The organism is Thiothrix eikelboomii, from assembly GCF_900167255.1.
GTDB lineage: Bacteria > Pseudomonadota > Gammaproteobacteria > Thiotrichales > Thiotrichaceae > Thiolinea > Thiolinea eikelboomii.
In genome coordinates this window covers 93881-112500 of sequence record NZ_FUYB01000010.1, presented here as the reverse complement: position 1 = coordinate 112500, position 18620 = coordinate 93881, and the positions used below count along the sequence as shown (strand labels likewise).

Below are 18620 nucleotides of genomic sequence, written 5' to 3'. Positions count from 1 at the left end.
TTTTAGAGGTGGATGCTGCTTCACGAACCAAAGTGGAGGACACCCGAGAGCTACTCGATAATGTCCAATATGCGCCTACTCGTGGCCGCTATAAAATCTATCTAATTGATGAAGTGCATATGCTTTCTGGGCATAGTTTCAATGCGTTGTTAAAAACTTTGGAAGAGCCACCGCCTCACGTTAAATTTTTATTAGCAACTACTGACCCACAAAAATTGCCAGTGACGGTTTTATCGCGTTGTTTGCAATTTAATCTCAAGCGGATGCCCTTAGCGCTCATTAGCTCACATTTAGCACATGTACTCACTGAGGAGCAGATTGCTTTTACACCGACCGCTCTAAACTTGTTGGCTAAAGCGGCTGATGGTTCGATGCGTGATGCTTTGAGTTTAACTGATCAAGCCATCGTGACGGGAGGGGGGCAAATTAGTGATCAATCCGTACAGGATATGCTGGGCTTATTGCCTAGTGAGCACTTACATCACTTACTACAAGCCTTAGCTCGCAATGATGCCAATGCCTTACTCGTAGCCATTGAGCAAATGGCACAAGTAACAACAGATTTTAATACCGCTGCGGATAGTTTAATTGCTTTATTACATCAACTAGCCGTTGCGCAGTTAGTCGCTCAACCCCTTGAGTCTGAGACTGAGCTTGCCGCGCTTATTGATTTATTTACACCCGCCGATTTGCAGCTATTTTATCAAATGGCTTTGTATGGGAAGCGAGATCTCCCCTTAAATCCAGACCCCCGTAGTGGTTTTGAGATGATGCTTTTGCGGATGCTGGCCTTTCGTTTGGATGATCCAAAAGTATCACCGACCTTAAAAAAAAAACTAACACCACCCTTATCTGAATCAAAGCCAAGCGCGCAATCACCAGTAGAGCCTGTTATCACGACGGCTGCTAGGCCAATAAGCTTAACCAGTCCTAAGCCAGAATCAGCGGGGCTTGTGTCTATTCCCTTGCCTTCAGTCAGTTCAGTTGTACCATCGGTAAACTCTGCCATAAAGTTAGAGCCTAAAGCTGCCAACAATCAGAGTTTGCCCGTAGAAACCCCAGTTTTAATGGTTAACGCAAAGCTGAATGATCAAGAAAAATTGAGTGATCAAGCAAAGCTGAACGAGCAAGAAACACTGAGTGATCAAGCAAAGCTGAATAATCAAGAACTGAGTAGCAATGAATGGTATGAGTTATTACCGCGTTTAAATTTAACGGGAATGGCTCAACAATTAGCAGAGCATTGTTTATTAAAGGCTATTGAAGGTAATCAAGTACGTTTACTGATGGATAGTAGCGCAAGTAATTTACAGACTAGTGGGGCTATAGAGCAACTAGCGGCTGCTTTAACTAAGGTCTTAGGCCAAGCGCTACGTGTCAGTTTAGAGCTAAGCCCTGAGTTAGCGGATACGCCAGAAAAACGGCGCTTACGGATGACTCAAGAGCAACAACGACAAGCTGAACAGGCGATTGAACAAGATCCCATCGTCCTACAATTAAAAGAGCAGTTTGGGGCAAGTATTGTGGCCGGTTCGGTCCGCCCGCATACGCACGAGTAAAAATAGAGTAAAATACTATCCAATTAATCAAAGAAATGAGGATAAAGTTATGATGAAAGGTGGTTTAGGTAATCTGATGAAACAAGCGCAAAAGATGCAGGAAAACATGCAACGCGCTCAACAAGAAATTGCGCTGATGGAGGTAACAGGCCAGTCAGGTGGTGGTTTGGTCTCTATCGTGATTACAGGTAATCATGCTTGTAAGCGGGTGACGATTGATCCTTCTTTATTCGCCGATGATAAAGATATGTTAGAGGATTTAATCACTGCTGCCTTCAATGATGCAGTACAGCGTTTGGAAGTGGCGACTCGTGAGCATATGACCGATGCTACAGCGGGGATGCAATTACCTCCGGGCTTTAAACTGCCCTTCTAAACTGATTAGGAATGTAGATGTCCGAATCCTCCTTATTGAAAGAGTTAGTGGATGCCTTGCGTTGTTTACCCGGAGTGGGAGCACGCACGGCTCAGCGGATGGCTTTTCATTTGCTCGAACATGATCGTCAAGGTGGCGAACGGTTGGCGCGAGTGATGGCTGCGGCGATGCAGAATATTCAGCATTGTGAGCGATGTCGGACATTAACTGAGCAGACTATCTGCCGTCTATGTAGTAATCCTGCCCGCGATGCCAGCCTCTTATGTGTCGTTGAGCATCCCTCAGATGTCGTCGCCATTGAGCAGGCGACGGCTTATCGAGGCTATTATTTTGTCTTAGGGGGCAGATTGTCGCCTTTAGATGGGATTGGTCCTGACGATATTGGTTTAGATCGACTGGAACAGCGCCTAGATGAGGGTAGTGTGCAGGAGTTAATTTTAGCGACTAACCCGACGGTTGAAGGTGAAGTCACAGCACATTATATTAGTGAGTTAGCGGCTAAACGCCAAGTTTCAACCAGTCGAATTGCGCATGGTGTACCGATGGGCAGTGAGCTTGAATATGTTGATAGTGGTACTTTATCGCATGCATTTGAAGGACGGAGAAAATACTAATGACAGCTTGTTTGTTTTGTCGGATTCGTGATGGAGAAATCCCTTCGACTAAGGTGTATGAAGATGAGCATTTGCTGGCTTTTAAGGACATCTACCCGAAAGCCCCTTTGCATGTGTTAATCGTGCCACGTAAACATATTGCGACGATCAATGATCTGGAAGAGAGCGATGCTGAACTCGCTGGGCGTTTGTTTTTAGCCGCTAAAAAGATCGCTGCTGAAGCTGGATATGGTGATGGCTATCGGGTGCTGATGAATTGTGGGGAGAAGGGTGGTCAAGTGATTTTCCATCTGCATTTGCATTTAATGGCGGGTTTTTACGACCATGAGCAAGATCAAGTCAGTGATTAACGCCTACACAGCGCGCTGATTGGCTTGGGCCGCCCTTAATAGCCTCTAGCTCTGCCCAAGTTTATACACAGGGCTGAACGTTTTTTGCCAATTAAAATAAATAATAGCTTCAATTAAGTTAGCTATTGTTAAGGTTCGTGTAAGGCGTTGGTTTGCAATATAACTGCGCTATGTTCCTACAGTAAAATAGGCTAGTCCTGTTGAATCAGGGCAACAAGAAAACGGGCTAAATAATAATGAAATACAAACATGCTGTTAGCAAACCTTATTGTTTGCGCGTGCTATTTTCTGCTACCGCCTTCCTCGCTAGTTTAGGTATCTTCTTTCTGCTAACTCAACCGGCAATGGCTGCAGGTAATGCTATACCGGTCGTTAACACGACTATTTCAGTGGCTAAAACGGGTTCTGAACCGTTTGATAATACTACTTGGAATGGCAACTTAGCCACCGCAGGTTACGATGAGAGCGAGGATAACAATGTCACTCGTTTGCAAGACTCCATCACTTATTTAGTCGAAGTTTCTGTTAATGACAACAAGGTTAAAAGTTTAACTACAACAGTTCAGCTGGATAAAAAGCAGGCATGGATTGACCTGCCGACGGGTTGTAAAACTGACCCAACTGAAGTGAATCCAGTCTCTAGTATTTCAGTAGACAAACGCACGCTGTTCTGTAATCTTGGCCCAGCGGTTGAGGGAACGACCCGTGCTATTTATCCCGTAGCGCGAGCGATTGCTGCCTCTTATGATGGTTCAGAAATCACGCTGAACGATAACCATGTCAGTGCCAATGTCTCAGCACAAGCGGACGGGATTTCTAATGTTGCAACAGCCGGCCCGACAGATGTTATCGTGACGGCTAATTTTCGGGTGAATACCACTAAAGAGCTGCAAGTCACAGCGCTCGATCCAGCGACAAATCAGCCGCTGTATATTGCTCCCGCTTACAAGGGTTCAGATGGTACAACCAAAGGTTCAGTGGTCGAATATGTGATTAAGGTGCAATATCAAAAGGGTTCAATGCTGGCCAATGCACCGGATGAGGCGAATGGTGATTTTGAACAGGACTATCAGTTACTCGACTATTACACCGACGACAATACCAATAACGATAATAAAGCCATTATTTCTAGCTCGGGCGCACCCACCACGGTTTCGACCCATGCTGTTTTATATACGTGGAATCCTGCTAAACCTGCTTGTGAATTAGTCGGTAATCATGGTCCGAATGCAACGGTTAGTTGTACGCAAATCAATCATATTCTGGATCAGCTTGGACCAAATTTCACAGCAGATGGTATTAATGATCCAAATATTGCGATTGATTTGCAAAATATTGATGTGCGTGATCCCGATAAGGATGCGAATTTAATCGAGTTAAAAATTAATGTTTGGTATAGCGAACCTAACGACATTGCCAATCATCAAAATTGCTCACCTTTACCCTGTACTTCATTCACGCTCAATTCGGTAGGGTTTTATAGTGCGACAGGAGGAGCAGGCGGCACACCGACCGTTTTAGGTTTTAATCCGGTCTCAACTGAAGACGCTTCGGGTAATAATCTACTGAATTATAATGGTAATGGTGAGCCTTTTCCTGATTATACCCCTTACCCGCTGATATATAGAGAACCCGGGAGCTGGGTGGCTGCTAAGGGTTTTGATGGCGCATGGCTGCCTCATAAAACTGGAGCACGTAAATATGCTTTGGGGGCAACGATCCCGTTTCTACTGAATATTTGGGACTACCGTTTTGTTGAGGGCGGCAAATCGCAAGTCTGCGATAAGATTGATACTACTCAGTTTGAATATGTGGGGTTGTCAGAGCCGAATCGCACAGATATGACCTATTCTTGGAATTCGAATAAGGCATTTAATCCAACGATTGTTAGTTATGGCCCATTAGTCCCGGTCTTCAGCGAGGATAAGTTGGGGCTAGTGACCTATCTCTACTCAGATGACCCCCACCCGGGTTTGCAGGCACAACGTGATGAAACTTGTGACGATGATGTCAATCTAGATGGTAAGTTCGTGTTAGATGGTATTAATCAAACCACTCAACAGCCCGATGCGCCGAATGATTGGGTGACGGATCCTGCTTTGTTGGGGGGGGCAGATAAAGTAAGTAAATTGCGGATGCAAGGCGTGATCAATAAGGAGTTTTTGCTCAGTCTTGACCCGACCTCCACCCGTATAGCCTTTGTTACCAATCATTTATTGAAAATAAAGCCAACAGCTACGGGCTATACCAATACAACGACAGATGTGACTTATTTACCCAATTTTATGACGGCGCGGATAGATAGTGGTCCAAATGGCAGTTGGGCAGCATGGAAAAATATTAGTGCGGTTTCGATTGATCCGAATCATGTCGGTTTTTCTTTCGCAGATTATGATGCTGACCGGGTGATTTTAGTGCCTTCTTCACTAGCGCTTGAGAAATACACCGAGCCACGGGGTATCAAGGTCGTGCGTGGAGCGGATCGCGTGCAATTTATGCTAAAGCCACAAGTCATCGGCCAATGGAGTCCCGCGATTACGACGGCTTCATTAGCGGATAGTTTACCGGTTGGGACTGATTATGTTTTAGGGTCTGAACGGTTCTCGTTGGATGGAGGCAACACTTGGTTGACCCGTGCAGCCTATGATGCAGCTAATCCTGCGGTGACGATCAGTTCGGTGGAAAATACCAATCCACGCGCTATTCACTGGAATTTTGCGAGTGTGAATACAGGGGATCAATTGCCTTTGATTCGCTATACCGTCGAGGTCGATCCGAAGTTGACGACAGGTACGTTTATTAATACCGCCATCTTGACTTCTGATATTGGCCCCGATGGTGAGGATACTGATACCGCCAGCGATCCGGTTCGTGCCAAGTATCAACTGAATATTCTCGCTAATGCCGGTTTGGATGTTTTCAAATCAGTAGACTATCCGATTCACGGCATGAATGAGCCATTTGAATTTGAGCTGGTTTATACCAATCTAGGCGGTGAAGATTATAGCGGTGGAGAGTTTATCGACATTTTACCTTATAACAACGATGGTAACGGGCAAAACTCCAGTGGGTTAGCAAGTACTCGGCAACCGAGCAGTCGGTTTAATGGCAGCTATTCGGTTAGTCAGATTACTGCAACGAATAATGAGGTTTTCTATGCGACGAATGCGGCCTCTAGCAGCATTCAGCAAGATGTTTGCCATGCGAGTAATCAAGCAGCAGGCTATGTGCCAGCCAAGGGTGATCTCTGTTATGAGATGTATCTAAACAATAATAATCAATTGGCAGGGGGTTCTAGTACCGGTACAGGTACGACGCCTTGGGTGGCCTGTAGTAGCCTCGCACCCTTGGTCTGCGGCGCTTTGCCAGCAGATACTATTACCGGTTTGCGCTTCACAACGCCTGCTTTAATGGGTGACAGTGGTGGTAAAGCGGTACGCATTCAGCTTAGCCCGTTAGGTAATATCGGTGGCACACCACAATTAGATGAGAATGGCAAAGTCACGGCAGCATCGACTGGCGATATTTATACCAATAATTTTGGTGGGCGAGTACCAGAGCTTTCCTTGCAAGTGATTTCTAATGATGCATCTGTGGCCATTGTGCCGAGTACGCTAGGAAATCGGGTGTGGTTAGATAGCAATGGTAATGGTCTGCAAGAAAGCAGTGAAACAGGTCTGGCTGGGGTTGAGGTCAAGCTAACTTGTGGTAGTGCCTCAATTACAACCACGACTTTAGCTGATTTAGCCTCTACACCATTGGATGAAGCAGGTAGCTATCAATTTAGTGGTTTACCAGAAGGTAATGCGGCGAATGTTTTAGTCCCAGGTGCAGCTTGCACACTGAGCATTGATGCGGCTCAGGCTGAGTTAAGCAATTATCAATTGACTACTGCCAATGCAGACGGGGATACGACTAATGATCGCGTAACCGATCTGAATGACAGTGATGGTAGCTTGAGCGCGGGCAGTATCACGGTCGATTTTACAGCGGATTCTTCAGGTCAAGAAAATCAAGGTTTTGATTTTGGGTTTAAACCTAACCTTAGTCTTGGTAACTATGTTTGGTATGACCTTAATATGGACGGTATTCAAGACCCAAATGAAGCCGGTGTAGGGCAGGTACAAGTATTTTTGTATGCTAATGCCAGTTGCTCAGGGGCATCTATTGCCGATGTGTATACCTCTAAAACCGGTTGGTATGAGTTCAATGGCTTGGCAATGGGGAGTTATTGCCTACAGTTTAATACGCCAGCGGGCTGGTCATTAAGCCCTAAAGATGTAGGGGTCAATACCTCAGATTCTGATGGTGTGGTGACCAGTACGCTGAACCAATATCGAATAACCGATCTCAATTTAGCCGCCAATGATGACACTCAAGATTTAGGTGTCTTTCATGCGCAATGTACAGCCCCTACGATACCGCTAGGTATTCAAGCCAAGATGCCCAGTTATGGCTCTAGTCCGTGGCATCACCCGAATGCTTATAATGTAGAGGTCGGTGATTTAAATCTGATCGGTTTCTGTTTGGAAAAAGCGGATGCTGATCCAACAGTGGATGATCTCTTTAAAGTAAGCGGTGTCGACCGCCAAAACTTAAGTGCCACCCGAATTGATGCTCTGCAACGGCTATTTACAGCCTTGGGGGATCATGAGGTATTGGCAGCGGTCAATGCTGAGTTTGGTAGTGCTACGGAAAGCCTCGATAGCCTATTGCAGTATCTTGTCTGGTATTACACAGACTGGAGTGAGGATTTCGCTAAGGTTGAAGATTCGATCAATAATACGTCCTGGACTAATCCACAGAAGGCCGCGATGACCGCTTTGGGTCGCCTGATTTTGGATAGAGTTACAGGCGCGAATGGTCAAACTCAGTATGCAATGACGGCTGTTTACTGGCTACATAATCAGACTGACCTTGGGCGACAGGATTTGATTGTGCCCTCAAATTATGTCTTTCCTGATAATCAATGTGCTTTGCCAAAATTAGTCGATCTGGAGCTGACCAAAACGCTGAGCAAGTCGAATGCACGGCGTGGCGAGGCTCTGACTTATCAAGTGACGGTGACTAATCAAGGACCAAGCTCGGCGACGGGTGTCAAAGTCACTGATGTTCTGCCAACAGGTGTCAGCCTCAATCCAGCCATCGTGCCAGTAGCACAACAAGGTACGTATGATACAGGAACAGGTATTTGGGAGGTCGGCAATCTAAATGCTGGGCAAGCAGTGTATTTGGAGATTCCGGTCACCGTAGATTAGAGACCAGTTATTAATCCCTTGGGCTAACAATTACAATAAAGAGTATTCATGATGAAAAAAATAAAACCAGCTAGGCACTTATTACTAACCTTCTGTGCAGTCGGTGTTTTAGCCGCAGCGGATTCGGTTTGGGCCGCCAATGCTCCGATTATCAACTGTGCACAAGTCAGCGCCAGTACCGAAGGTGATGCCGATTCTACCGCCAATAATGCAGTGTGGAGTAACCCGATGCTGGTCGGGGATGCCAAAGAAGATGATGAGGCTTGCGTGGCGTTGACGGTGCAATCGGTCTATGACTTAGGGGATGCACCGGATAGTTATGGAAGTTTAGCGGCTAGCGGTGGTGCACAACACGAAATTATTCCGGGTTTGAAATTGGGGGCAGCGATTGATGATGAAGCAGATGGTCAGCCAGATCCCAATGCTGCTTTAGAAGGTACGGATGATGATGGGGTGAATATGCCGGCCTTGACCGATGGTCAGGCACTGACTTTGAGTGTGAATGTAACAAATACGACGAGTAAAGCGGCTAGTTTAGTGTGCTGGATTGACTATAACGGTGATGGTCTGTTTGCGACCGATGGCTCTGAGTCAGGTGCAGTCGCTGTGCCTGCGGGGACTAATGCGGCGGCTTTAGAGGTGGTTATGCCTCAAGTACCGGCCACTGCCACGGCAGATACTAAGGGGAGTAGCTATGCACGTTGTCGTTTAAGTACTGACACTTTGACCGCTTCTACGCCAAAAGGGCTTGCTGTTGATGGTGAGGTTGAAGACTACAAAGTTACCTTTGTTGCCAAGCCAAAATTCGACTTAGCCTTAACTAAGAAACCAAAAATGGGTCAAGCCACTACGGTTAAAGCGGGTGAAACCGTCACCTATACGATTGAGGTGCTCAATCAAGGTACGGTGGAGGCTAAGGGTATTACCGTAACTGACTACATTCCTACAGGTATGAGCTTAGATCCAACCGATACTAATTGGACGGCTAATGGCAGTACGGCCACGACCACGATTGCTCTATTAGCGGCAGGCGATACGACCACGGTTGATATTAAGTTGATTGTTTCTGATCAAGCCGCTGCTGGCAGTTTAACCAATGCGGCAGAAATTAGTGCGGCCTTGGATGCAGCGGGTGCGGCCGCGACTGACACCGATTCTAGCGCAGATAATAACTCTGCCAATGAAACAGGCTTAGTTGATGATGTCACGGATAATACTGGGGGTGATGAAGACGACCATGATATTTCCACCATTACCGTCGCGCCCACGGTTGACCTTGAATTGACCAAAACCTTGGATAAAACCACGGCACGTCGTGGCGATACGGTGAAGTACAGCTTAACGGTAACGAATAAAGGCCCTGATCATGCCACTGGTGTAAAGGTCGCCGATGTCTTACCGAGCAGCTTAGTCTATGTCAGTGATAATGGCGCAGGTAGTTTCGATACTATGACAGGGGTATGGACAGTCGATGCTCTGAATAATGGTGCAAGCAAAACCTTAGAAATTACTGCAACCGTGAAGTAATGCTCACTCAGTCAGCGTGATTCAGTACGTCACTCAGTAAGCCATGAACGAGGCCGAGGCAGTTTGCTGCTTCGGTCGATTGACTCATGATTTTTTATTTTGACTCTTTGACCCTTTGATCCTCGGTTTATTTTTTATAACAAGTGTTTAGCGGATCTCAATTACAACAAATGCCAGGGCATTAATGATGAAAATAACAAAGCTCCCTTTAAGCATATCAATGCTCAGCTTGCTGGCGGTTCTTTCCAGTGTTCAAGCGAGTGAGACCATTACTAATTGTACTCAAGTCATTAAAGCAGATGGTACTGATATTGACTCGACCCCAGGCAATCGTGCGAGTGGTTTGCCCGTCGAGGATGACGAGTCTTGTATCAAATTGCTCGTCCCTTTTGATTATGGTGATGCACCTGATCCCCTTTATCCTTCACTGACTGCTAGTAATGGAGCACGCCATCAATTAGGTACGGGAGTATTTCTCGGCAGCTGTGTGGATAGTGATCCGGGCTTCATGGCGGATGGAGGGGCTTTAGTCGGCATGGCGACTAAAGATGACGATTCAAAGGGGACTCCCTCCTATGGAAATTGTACGACACCGGATGATGAGGATGGTGTCACCTTTGATACCTTGGCGCTAGGCGCAACAGGCGTTGCTTTAGATGTCGTGGCCAGTAATGCTTGCAAGCTCAATGCTTGGCTTGACTGGAACGGTGATGGCAGCTGGACAGGGCCTGCAGAACAGATCTTGACCAATACCCCGCTCCTAGCAGGGGTTAATAAACTGAGTATTGATGTTCCCTCCTTTGCGATGGAGGGGGCGAGTTATGCCCGTTTCCGCTGCTCAAGTTTAGGGGGGGATGGTATTACGGGTGAGGCAGCAGATGGTGAGGTTGAGGATTATCAAGTCACGATTAGCAAGCGTCCTCAAACGCCGATGAGCCTTGGAAGTTTTATCTGGTTGGATGCGAATGAAGATGGTCAGCAATCCAAAGGTGAATTTGGCTTAGTCGGAGCTGTGGTTAGCCTGCTGAAAGCGGATGGCACGGTGGCACGTGATTTGGATAATGTCGTGGTGGGTACGCAAACTATTGGCGCGACAGGTGCTTATACCTTCACTAATCTCCCTGAGGGGGATTATATTCTTAAAGTTGCTCCACCAGCGGGCTATCTGGTCAGCTCCGGGGGTGTTGATGCGAATACGGATGCCAATGATAAGGATAATAATTGCGTTGCGAATAATAGCGGTGCTGAGACCTTACCCATCAGCTTAACGGCGGGTAGTGAGCCTACCACTGATGGAGATGATGCAAATGGCAATATGACGCTTGACTGTGGCTTCTATCAGTCCAAACAACCTCTGCATAGCCTTGGTAACCAAGTCTGGGTGGATGATGGCGCCGGTGTTGCCGCTTATGCCAATAATGGTAAACGCGATCAAGGTGAGGCTGCCATCATGAATGGCGTTCAAGTCGAATTGCGGGACGACAAAGGCGTGGTACTGGAAACAGCCACGACTCAAGATGGCTATTATTTATTCAGTGGCTTAGCGGTCGGCAATTATCAAGTCTGCCTGAGCGCGGCTAATTTTACCGCTAAATCTCTATTACTTGGTTATACCGCCAGTACCGGTGGCAATGAGCAAGATGCTAATCTGAATGTCGATAATAACGACAATGGTACGGATATGATCAACATGGGCTTATGCTCAAGTTTGATCAGCTTAACAGCCGATGAGCCGACTCAAGAATCACCGACGGTGAATGGTGTGGCGGGTGAGGATGGTGCGGGTACAGCGGATGAACGCTCGAATTTAACCATCGACTTTGGAGTCTTGCCCCCTAAAGTCGCAGCTTCCGCTGTGAATGTGGGTGACTCGATTTGGATGGATGGTGATGGTGATGGAATTCGTGATCCTGACGAGTTAGGTTTAGCGGGAGCTACCGTGACGCTGTTAACCGCCAGTGGTGTGGCTGCTCAAGACCTCGATGGCAAGACAGTGCCTGCTCAAATCACGACTGCCGATGGGAAATATCAGTTTACACATTTACCGGCGGGTGATTATCAAATTACCGTGCAGCAGCCGGCTGGCTATTATCTAAGCCTCGGTGGTTTGGATGTGGATGAGGATACGCATAATTCCGATAGCAATTGTATTTTGGATCAACAAGGCTTGGCTAAAACCCCGATCTTTAGTTTAGCTGAAGGAACTGAGCCAGATTTATTGATTGATGGCGACGGCAGCAATGGCAATTTAACGGCTGATTGCGGTTTTTATCCAACCCTGACCTTGGGTGATCTGATTTGGGAGGATAAAAATGCCGATGGGGTGCAAGATGCGGGTGAAGGTGGGGTCAGTGGTGCCATTGTCACACTAACAGCCGCCGATGGTATTTCTACGGTTTATGATGCCACTGGGAAAGCCGTGACCAGTGTTACCACGGGCGCGGATGGTAAATATCAATTCACTCATTTGATTCCCGGTAGTTATGGCATTCATGTTCAACCCAGTCTAGGTTATCAACTCTCACCCGGTGGGGCTGATCCAGATAATAATAATTCCAATACCGATAGTAACTGCAAAGCGGTTGATGATGGTTTCCAAACCTTATCTTTCAAGCTCATGAGTTTGGAGGGTAAGAGTGGCTTGGTGAACCATACCGTTGACTGTGGTTTCTATCGCTCGGTCGGTTTAGGCAGTCGCTTGTGGGTGGATCTTGATGGTGATGGTAAGCAAGAGGCGGGTGAACCGGGTATTCCAAAAGCCACGGTGAGTTTAGTCGGTCTGGATGGTAAACCCGTGACCGATATTTATGGCAAGACGGTGGGGTCACAAACAACAGGCAGTAATGGGGAATACTTCTTTGGGAACTTGCGTGAAGGTGATTATGTCCTTCGAGTCACGCCGCCTGTAGGTTATAACTTAACGCAAGGAGGAAGTGATCCTAATGATAATGTCAATAACGATAGCAATGGTATTACTAAAACCGATGGTTCGGTCGGTAGTTTACCGATTAAATTAACTTGGGGCGGTGAGCCTACGAATGACGGTGATAATGACCCCTCGACGAATTTAACCGTAGGTTTTGGTTTCTTGCCGTCTGAGGGTAATTTACAAATACCTACTTTAAGCCAATGGGGCTTAGGTCTGCTATCCATGTTATTGACCGGATTAGCGTTCTGGAGACGGCGCAAAGTTTAACGACTAACGATCAAACATTAGCCCAACCGCATGTTGGGCTAATGTTCATAACCAGCCAGTATCCCGTTAACTCTAAACCTGTAAAGGCGGCTGCCCACCTTTTTTACGAATCCAATTGATACTCTCTAGTACCCCTTTACGGGTTACTACCCAACGTTCGATGGAATATTTACCGGGGAAATTCATCAACGTAAGACCCAGCAAAATACCTAGAATACCTTGGCCGGGTAAGATCAACATAAATACCCCACAGATGAGGATGCACAGCCCCAGCAAGTTGCGAATGATATTAATCGGATTGAAGGGATTGAATTTATGCTTTTCTTCTTTATGCATAAAGTAATCGGCTGGAATTTTGTTGAGTAACCAAGGTAAGAGCAACAAAGAAAGCACGAACATAAAGAATGAGGTAATGCCAAACCAGTACAGGAGTGTGTGGTGTTGCGCTAGCCAGTCTGTGATATTGTTTAGCATCTATGGTTTTACCTTGTCTATATTAAAGGACTTATCGTGGCGGATTTCAGTATTGATCACTTAGGCGTTTGTCAGCACCCAAATCCCTTACACCGCTTATTAAATTTTAGCTATCGCAATGAGCACGAGCGTTTATTATTGCAGCCTGAAGTCCATTGCCAAGACTTAGGGTTTGAACTGCAATCTGTAGCAACCTTGGAATTGGCTGGCCCGCGTGAATTCCTGTTTTTTGAAGCAAACAAAACCAGAGCTGCGATTGTGACCTGCGGTGGTTTATGCCCGGGCTTAAACGCAGTGATTCGTGGTTTGGTCATGCAATTATGGCATGTCTATGGCTGTCGAGATATTTTAGGTATCCGTTATGGCTATCATGGTCTTGGCAATCTAGGAAGTGCGCCCATCACACTTACACCCGATACGGTATCAGGTATTAAGGGGAATGGTGGTACTCTCCTTGGTTCTTCACGCGGGACGCCGCCCACTAATGAAATAGTCGATAATTTGCAAAAACACAAGATTGATATGTTGTTTGTGATCGGCGGTGACGGCTCAATGCGTGGGGCAGAGGCGTTATGGAATGAGATTCGGGCGCGTGCTTTAGCGATTTCCATCGTCGGTATTCCGAAAACGATTGATAATGATATTCCTTATGTGCGTCGTACTTTTGGGTTTGATACGGCGGTGGCTGAAGCTGTTAAAGCGATTAATGTCGCCAATGTAGAGGCCAAGGGCATGCCTAATGGTGTAGGTTTGGTCAAATTAATGGGGCGGCATGCGGGTTTTATTACGGCAACTGCTTGCGTAGCCTCGGGTAATGCCAATGTTTGTTTATTGCCTGAAGTTCCCTTTAGTTTAGAGGGTAAGAATGGCTTACTCACCTTATTGGAGCAACGCTTAGCCAGTCGCCATCATGCGGTGGTGGTGGTTGCCGAGGGTGCAGGGCAGGATTTAGTGCAGGGCGTCGGTTGTGATGCTTCGGGCAATGCTAAATTAGGCGATATTGGCTTATATTTAAAGCAAAAAATCACTGAGCATTTCAGCCAATTACCGATCCCTTTTGGTTTAAAATACATCGAGCCAAGCTATTTAATTCGCTCTGCACCTCCGACGGCTTCGGATCAGTTGTATTGTGATCAATTAGCACGAGCTGCTGTGCATGCTGCAATGGCGGGTAAGGGCGGTATGTTGATCGGTGATTGGAATGGGCGTTTAACTCATGTACCGATTCGCGCTTTAAAAGGGCAGCAGCGTACTGTTAACCCTTGTGGGGAATTGTGGTTTAGTGTGCGTGAAAATACGGGGCAACCGCAACTAATGGGCTAGTGGCGCAGTTTTAGCAGCAAAGGGGGAAGGTATGAGTGAACCAAGTGTGCAAGGGCATACGCTCGCGACTGACTATGTGCGGCAATTAAAAAAAGCCAATGAGGATTTAGTGCAAACGGCTAAATACCTTGATCCAGAGTCACCTCATTATTTGCCAGCGTATATTCAAAATTTAATCATACTCAAAGACTCTCCGCAGCCACCTGCTGGTATTGAGCAGAAAATTGCGCTGATGCAAGCCAATTGGCTGAGCTATCAACAGCGTGCTGCCCGTGCTAAACAGGTCCTGAGCGAATATCCAGCTAAATTAAAAGCTTTAGCTGCCACCAATGATTTCTTTCTTGCGCCTGCTGCCAAGCAAAGTGAATATTTATACATGGTGGATGAGGAAAGTGGTCAAGCGAGTACCATTAATTGGGATGAGTTTGCTACCGAGTCTTATCAACAGGTCAACCCTAGTGGGCAGCGGGCAGTTTTTAAGGGTAAAGATAATATTCAGCTGACTTTGCCTGAGCAAACCGATGCGGTACGGGTATGGAGCAATCATGTCGTGGTGGATGGTTTGATCATTCGTGATCAGCGCACGTATACTGAGGCACATCGGGATGCCATTCAGCTGATTCCACCGGCTTTAGGTCGGCGTGAAGGCGATCAATATCGCCGCCTTGCGGATCAAATGGCAGGTACGATCATGGAAAATGTGACGATCCAAAACTGCCAGATTAGTGCGCCGAATGGTCCACTCCAAGGTATTTTTGCCAGTGATGGTATGCAACGGCAATTAGTGATCCGCTCTAATCTGATTGCTACTAAGGGGGCGCATTCGATCTCTTTGGCCGGTGTTTTAGAGGGTTGTGAGATTTCCGGTAATCGCTTGCAAGCCGTAGCAGGTGGCGAGCTACCCAAAATTAATCTTTATCCTGCACGGATTGGCGGCAATATCGCCGATGATGGCGTGGTTTGTATTTTAGGGTTTGCCGCAGAACCCAAACAGCTGAGTCTTGAATATGCACCGATTTTGGTGCAAGCAGCGAATCAAATCCTGCAGGTCGATGGTACTGAAACTGAGGCTCAAATTCATGATATGCGTCGGGTTATTCCCGAGAGCTTCATGGCTTTGGGGCTGGGTTTAACCGAGTTTCGCTATCATGCTTATTTAGCCCACTATTCGAGTCTGAGTTTAGGCGAATATCGCCAATTCGACCCATTTGGCGCGCAGCAACTAGAAACTTGGTTAACACAGCGTATCCACGAGTTTAGCGAGGGGCGAGCTGATGGGCATCCTTTAGGCAGTGTTGGGGCTGAGCAACAAGCCATCGGTGATAAGCTCCTACAACCGGCTTTAAAAGCCCTACAATCAGGCTCAGTCGAGCAACAACGCTTAGTGGACTTGGATTATTCGCCGATTCGTAGCTTTGCAATGAAGCGCTTAGCGATTATGCATGCTCAAGTACAACCGCTGATCCATTTGGGCTTAGCCAATCAGCGTCGTGAATTAGCGCTCCAGTTTGTATTAGAGCCATCACAATTAAGGAATCTAGTTAAACTTGCCTACCTAGATGTGCGTGTCTTATTTGTTGGGACTCGACAGGCAGCAGCTCATTTGCCATTTACCTTATTTTTTGATCCCGACCATTATTATACCGTGACGAGCAATGCGCAGGGTGAGCTGGCTTTAGCGGATTTGCCGTTAGGCGCTTGTATCCTTATACCCACTGATCCTAAGCTCAGTTTAAGTTTAGCTGCTTTAAATAAACCTTTAAAACCCGCGAGTTTGATACAAGTTGCCAGCGGTTTAGCACAAAGCTTACTGAATGAGTTACGCCGCAAAACTCCCGTTTTGGATGCTTATCTGCGCCATTTCCCCGCACAGGAAATAGTTTGTTTCAATCAATTAGCCTCGTATCTCAATACGGTAGGGGTGACGAGCAATATTCTGCTTTCTGAAGCTATCCGCCGCGATGGTTTAACGCTGCTCGGCGTGATGAGCAGCCAAACCGCCGCGAATCGAAGAACTTCAGTGCTAGCTATTACCCAGAATATCAATCTGGCTCAGTACTAGCGCTTAAAGCGTAGATCCTCAGGATAAGGGAAGACATCTTCATAAATTCCATTTTGAATATTATCTTTCTTCTTTTGCCAATAAGCAGCACTGAGTAAGTCTTTATGGTATTTCATAAAGATTTTACGGATCTTTGGGTTGGTTAAAAGAAAAGTACCAAACTCTTCTGGGAAGACATCATTTGGCTCAATCGAATACCAAGGCTCTGAACTGAACTCATCTTCGGGGAATCGAGGTGGCGGGATTTTGCGGAAATTACATTCCGTCATATAAGTGATTTCATCATAATCATAAAATACTACTCGCCCAAGCTGAGTGACACCAAAGTTTTTATATAAAAAATCACCAGGGAAAATATTCGCAGCGGCTAGTTGCTTAATCGCATCACCGTAATCACGAATCACTCGCTCGAGTTGAGCATCGGTGGCGGTTTCTAGATAAATATTCAAAGGAATCATGCGCCGCTCAATATAGATGTGCTTGAAAATCACTTTACCATTCTCGAGGCTCATACTGCTTGCGCAAGTTTCAAGTAATTCTTTTAATAGCTCAGGCTGAATTCGATTCTCGGGTAGACTAACATCCGAGTATTCCAACATATCTGCCATACGCCCGACACGATCATGGCGTTTAACCAGTTGATATTTTTCCGCAACGACTTTGCGGGTGAACTCTTTTTGTGGTGCAAATTTATCTTTAATAATTTTAAAAACATAGCGATAAGAGGGTAGGGTGAAAACCATCATCACCATGCCGCGAATCCCCGGGGCAATCACAAATTGATCACTAGAATGACGCATGTGATGCAAGAAATGGCGATAAAAATCTGATTTACCCTGCTTGTGTAAACCGATTGCTGAATATAATTCTGAACGGGTGCGTTCTGGTAAAATCGTTTGTAAAAATGAAACAATAGCCGAGGGAATTTGGTGCTCAATCATGAAATAAGCTTGTGAATAGCTAAATACAACGGATAACTGCTTTTCACCGATCAGTAGCGCATCAATATACAGCTGACCTTGTTCATTATTTAAAACCGCCAGAGCGAAGCCTTCATCTTCCCGACCATTGCTATAATGCCCAACAATATAGGCAGCTTTATTACGGAAAAAAGGGCTGCAAATCACACTGAGCTGAAAGTTCAGATGAGTTTTACGCGCTAGCTTACCTCGAAACCGTTTAACAATCGCCCGGCGAATACTTCGAATATCGCGCTCAAGATTTTCAAAGGGGGTAGTGAAATTAGCTTGCTGAATAATTTGACGAATCGCTGCAATCAAACCAATCTCATTAGGGTAGTAAGCTTGATAACTAACCTGTTCTGAGTCAGTCGATTCAATATAATCGGTTGAAATTGCATTACGGACGAAAATAAATTCATTGGTGTAATAAATGCGCTCAAACTGATGGCAGAACACTGAGTTATAGAAAGTTTCAGCTAGCTCAGGCTGTTGGTGATATGACAATAAGCGCATATAGCAGAGTTTAATCTGTTTCCAAAGCTCTGTATCGAGCTGTTTGATTCCGTATAAACCACGCACTAAGGCAATAGTTTCCTCAATCCGGTGATCATAGAGCATGATACGTTCACGAGAAGCGCGTTGCACAGCATGCCAATCCGCTTTGGCAAAGCGTTCGCGTGCACCCGAAGTAATTTGTTGAAAGATACTAAAATGGCGATTGAAGCCTTCAATAATCGTGCTTGCAATGTTCTGACTAAGACGAGTGGCTGCTTCCATAATGCTTGCTCTAGATAGATTGGCAGAGATGGTATAGCAGCATTCTGTGCGCTGCAACAACTACGCATTATTCAGCAGTTTACTGCTGCACGCTGAGCCTTGCCTCTAATTTTGTCGACATGTAAAGCTTTTATAAGCAGAT

The 18620-nt window shown here is 46.1% G+C and carries 11 protein-coding genes (1 of these 11 cut by a window edge); 9 read left to right on the top strand and 2 right to left on the bottom strand.

Features of this window, described 5'->3' with window-relative positions:
- From dnaX to B5D50_RS11415, 7 genes are all read left to right on the top strand, one after another.
- Positions 1-1559, top strand: partial view of a DNA polymerase III subunit gamma/tau gene (gene dnaX / locus B5D50_RS11445; RefSeq protein ID WP_078922777.1) — the 3' portion only. It extends 268 nt beyond the left edge of the window; the window shows 1559 of its 1827 coding nt (coding positions 269-1827); the start codon falls outside the window, past its left edge; its stop codon occupies positions 1557-1559.
- Between the two features lie 52 nt (positions 1560-1611).
- Positions 1612-1935, top strand: coding sequence for a YbaB/EbfC family nucleoid-associated protein (locus B5D50_RS11440; protein ID WP_200807086.1), 324 nt, complete (start codon positions 1612-1614; stop codon positions 1933-1935).
- 17 nt (positions 1936-1952) lie between these two features.
- A complete protein-coding gene (gene recR, locus B5D50_RS11435) occupies positions 1953-2549 on the top strand; it encodes a recombination mediator RecR (RefSeq protein WP_078922775.1) in 597 nt (198 codons plus the stop codon).
- Positions 2549-2899: a histidine triad nucleotide-binding protein gene (locus B5D50_RS11430; protein ID WP_078922774.1), complete on the top strand. Its 351-nt coding sequence runs from the start codon at positions 2549-2551 to the stop codon at positions 2897-2899. Before recR ends, B5D50_RS11430 begins: the two co-directional genes overlap by 1 nt.
- Before the next feature lie 236 nt (positions 2900-3135).
- A complete protein-coding gene (locus B5D50_RS11425; protein WP_078922773.1) occupies positions 3136-8157 on the top strand; it encodes an SdrD B-like domain-containing protein in 5022 nt (1673 codons plus the stop codon).
- A gap of 48 nt (positions 8158-8205) precedes the next feature.
- On the top strand, positions 8206-9684 hold the full coding sequence (locus B5D50_RS11420; protein WP_078922772.1) for a DUF7507 domain-containing protein: 1479 nt from the start codon (positions 8206-8208) through the stop codon (positions 9682-9684).
- Between the two features lie 220 nt (positions 9685-9904).
- A complete protein-coding gene (locus tag B5D50_RS11415) occupies positions 9905-12880 on the top strand; it encodes an IPTL-CTERM sorting domain-containing protein (protein ID WP_159448624.1) in 2976 nt (991 codons plus the stop codon).
- Between the two features lie 72 nt (positions 12881-12952).
- Here B5D50_RS11415 and B5D50_RS11410 read toward each other — a convergent pair whose 3' ends face one another.
- Positions 12953-13354, bottom strand: a complete 402-nt coding sequence (locus B5D50_RS11410; RefSeq protein ID WP_078922770.1) for a hypothetical protein — start codon at positions 13352-13354, stop codon at positions 12953-12955.
- A 36-nt stretch (positions 13355-13390) separates the two neighbouring features.
- Between B5D50_RS11410 and B5D50_RS11405 the strand changes: the two genes are divergently transcribed.
- Positions 13391-14677 carry an ATP-dependent 6-phosphofructokinase gene (locus B5D50_RS11405; protein ID WP_078922769.1) on the top strand — a complete coding sequence of 429 codons (1287 nt, stop codon included), beginning with the start codon at positions 13391-13393 and terminating at the stop codon, positions 14675-14677.
- A gap of 31 nt (positions 14678-14708) precedes the next feature.
- The gene (locus B5D50_RS11400) at positions 14709-16739 is read left to right on the top strand and encodes a hypothetical protein (protein WP_078922768.1); all 2031 of its coding nucleotides are present in this window, start codon (positions 14709-14711) and stop codon (positions 16737-16739) included.
- On the opposite strand, the gene aceK is transcribed toward B5D50_RS11400, so the two are convergent.
- A complete protein-coding gene (aceK, locus tag B5D50_RS11395) occupies positions 16736-18478 on the bottom strand; it encodes a bifunctional isocitrate dehydrogenase kinase/phosphatase (RefSeq protein WP_078922767.1) in 1743 nt (580 codons plus the stop codon). The genes B5D50_RS11400 and aceK overlap by 4 nt on opposite strands.
- Positions 18479-18620: the final 142 nt, after the last annotated feature.